Below are 2489 nucleotides of genomic sequence, written 5' to 3' on the forward strand. Positions count from 1 at the left end.
GATAACCGATGACCAGTCCTGGAAGTAACGCCGAAATTGCCGCTATTAGCGGGTTTAATCCTGAAATCATGTTGTTTAAAAGTTAAGTAGTAGTGCATGCTCACTATTTGTGAAACTTTTCCGCTACAGAACTAAAGATTAAAATTAATAACTAACACGCAAATTATACCAAACATCTTGTTTTTATGCAAACCCCGCTCCACCTTATCCCAAATCAGACCACATAAAACTCTGCTGGGTTTTTGCTCTATCTCAGCCCGTCGGCTTCCGAACGTTCTGATTTAGAATAAGATGTCGCTCTCGTATTAGAAACCAAAGCAACTGCTCCTAAAGCGCGCTTTTCCGACTGAAGCGGGCACGGTTCGAGCGAAGCGAGAGAGCGAAGGAGGAACGCAATGAGAACGCTCGCTGGGCGTTCGAATGGTAGTCTTGGGAGTGGTTGGTTTGGTGGCGAAACTCGCAGTTTGATAAATTTTTGGTATACTAATTTTATGCAACCTGTGGTTCTTACAATTCTTGACGGATGGGGATATTCCAAACAAAAACTTGGCAATGCTATTTTGAACGCGAAAACGCCCAACATTGATTCCATTCAGCAGAATTATCCTTCTTTACTTCTTCAGGCCTCCGGAAAAGCTGCAGGCATGACTTGGGGAGAATCAGGGAACAGCGAGGTGGGACACCTTACAATCGGTGCGGGTAGAGTTGTTTTCCAGTACCTTTCAAGAATAAACAAGGCCATAGATGACGGCAGTTTTTTTTCCAATGAAGTTTTGGTTAAAGCCGTCACCCATGTCCACGAAAATAACTCAACTTTTCATTTGGCCGGACTCCTTACTTCAGGTTCTGTTCACGCCTATCTCGCCTACCTTTTCGCACTTATAGACCTGGCTAAGAGAAATAACATTATAAATTTAAAAATTCACCTTTTTACTGATGGGAAGGATTCCGGCCTCAAGGAAGCCCCGGCTCTTATAAAAAAAGTGAACGACTACTTGTCTCAAAAAGGTATAGGCAAGATAGCCACTATTATAGGTCGAGATTTTGCTATGGATAGAGGTAAGAATTGGGATTTAACCAAGATGGCATATGAACTTTTAACAGCCGGCGCCGGAGAAAAAACACAAGATATTTATCAAAAACTCGAAAATTTCTATTCCCAAGGATTAAACGATTCTAAAATCCCGCTATTTTTTAATTTCAGAGAAGACAGCATGAGACAACTCGCCGAAACTTTTGTAGATAAAGAATTCAATATATTCGAGAGAAAAGAATTAAATAATCTTTTTGTTGTTTCCCTAACCCAATATGTTGAGAGTCCTAATCTTCATGTTGTCTTCCCTATTCCCGAGATAAAAAACGGACTTGCCGAAGTATTAAGTAAAAATAATAAAAAACAATACCATATCGCCGAGACGGAAAAATATGCTCATGTAACCTACTTTTTTAATTGCCTGAAAAATGTGCCCTTTGACGGCGAAACGGACTTTTTATCCGAATCTATAAAAAATCCTTCTGAAAATCCGGAAATGAAAGCCGGTGATATAGCCGAAAGGGTTTTATCTGAACTGGATAGATATGATCTCTTTGTAGTTAACTTTGCAAACGGCGATACTCTGTCCCATTTTGGGAACCTTGAGGTTGCTGTAAAAGGAATTCAAGCCGTAGATGAAGCGGTAGGTAAAATAAAATCGGCAGTATTAGAAAAAGGCGGAGTCATGATAGTGACGGCCGACCATGGCAACGCAGAATCATTAACATATAAATCGTCTGGCGAAAGCGAAACCAAACATAACGACAATCCGGTGCCGTTTTATCTGGTAGATAAACAATTTGAGAGAACAAGACGAGATGATGAAATAGAAGCCGCCATGGTTAAAGCAGCGGGCCTTTTGGCAGATATAGCACCCACAGTTCTTGAACTAATGGGGATAGAAAAACCTGTCGAAATGACCGGGGATAGTTTGCTAAAAATTATTCAGTAAACTATATATCTTCAATCCTTTTAAACTCTTTTTCGATGACCGCCATCACATCCGATAATTTATCGTCTGGCTTGATAAGACCATCGCTCAATAGTTTGTCTAAAACTACTCTGGTTGAACTCAAATCAAATTTTTCACGACGAACATCTTTCCGTTCTTTTTCAACAATATTCATCATTTCGTCATTAAGATTATCGTCTAATACCGGCGGTGTTTCTTTGTTCATAAAGCAATTCTATCAAATAATAACTCCTCCGCCAAGCAACTCCCCTTTTCGGTAAAATACCGCCGACTGGCCCGAGGTTATGGCTCTTTCTGGAGTCTTTAATTCGAGTATGCCGTTCTTTTTTAGGGTGGCTTTTTTTAATCCGGCTCGGTAGCGCAGACGGACATCCAGTTGAGTCGGGAGCTTTGGCTTTTCGTTTACCCAGCTTATGTTTGAAACTTTAAGTTTTTTAGAATAAAGATCCTTCTCGCCTCCGACATAAATAATATTCTTTTTAA

At 40.3% G+C, this 2489-nt stretch carries 3 protein-coding genes; 1 reads left to right on the plus strand and 2 read right to left on the minus strand.

What is annotated here, in order from left to right:
- Nucleotides 1-395: 395 nt before the first annotated feature.
- A complete protein-coding gene (gpmI, locus tag HYT61_04000) occupies nt 396-1985 on the plus strand; it encodes a phosphoglycerate mutase (2,3-diphosphoglycerate-independent) (GenBank protein ID MBI2063364.1) in 1590 nt (529 codons plus the stop codon).
- Between the two features lies 1 nt (nt 1986).
- Here gpmI and HYT61_04005 read toward each other — a convergent pair whose 3' ends face one another.
- Both HYT61_04005 and HYT61_04010 read right to left on the minus strand, forming a co-directional pair.
- Complete coding sequence (locus tag HYT61_04005) at nt 1987-2211, minus strand: hypothetical protein (protein ID MBI2063365.1); 225 nt, start codon at nt 2209-2211, stop codon at nt 1987-1989.
- Between the two features lie 12 nt (nt 2212-2223).
- Nucleotides 2224-2489: tRNA 2-thiouridine(34) synthase MnmA (locus HYT61_04010; GenBank protein MBI2063366.1), on the minus strand; the 266-nt coding region annotated here is incomplete at its 5' end.

The organism is Candidatus Yanofskybacteria bacterium (genome assembly GCA_016181175.1).
Taxonomy (GTDB): Bacteria; Patescibacteriota; Minisyncoccia; order 2-02-FULL-40-12; family IGHO2-01-FULL-4-A; genus 2-01-FULL-44-17.

Coding starts and splice junctions, on each gene's coding strand:
- gpmI (MBI2063364.1), top strand. CDS start 396: ATGAGAACGCTCGCTGGGCGTTCGAATGGTAGTCTTGGGAGTGGTTGG.
- HYT61_04005 (MBI2063365.1), bottom strand. CDS start 2,211: ATGAACAAAGAAACACCGCCGGTATTAGACGATAATCTTAATGACGAA.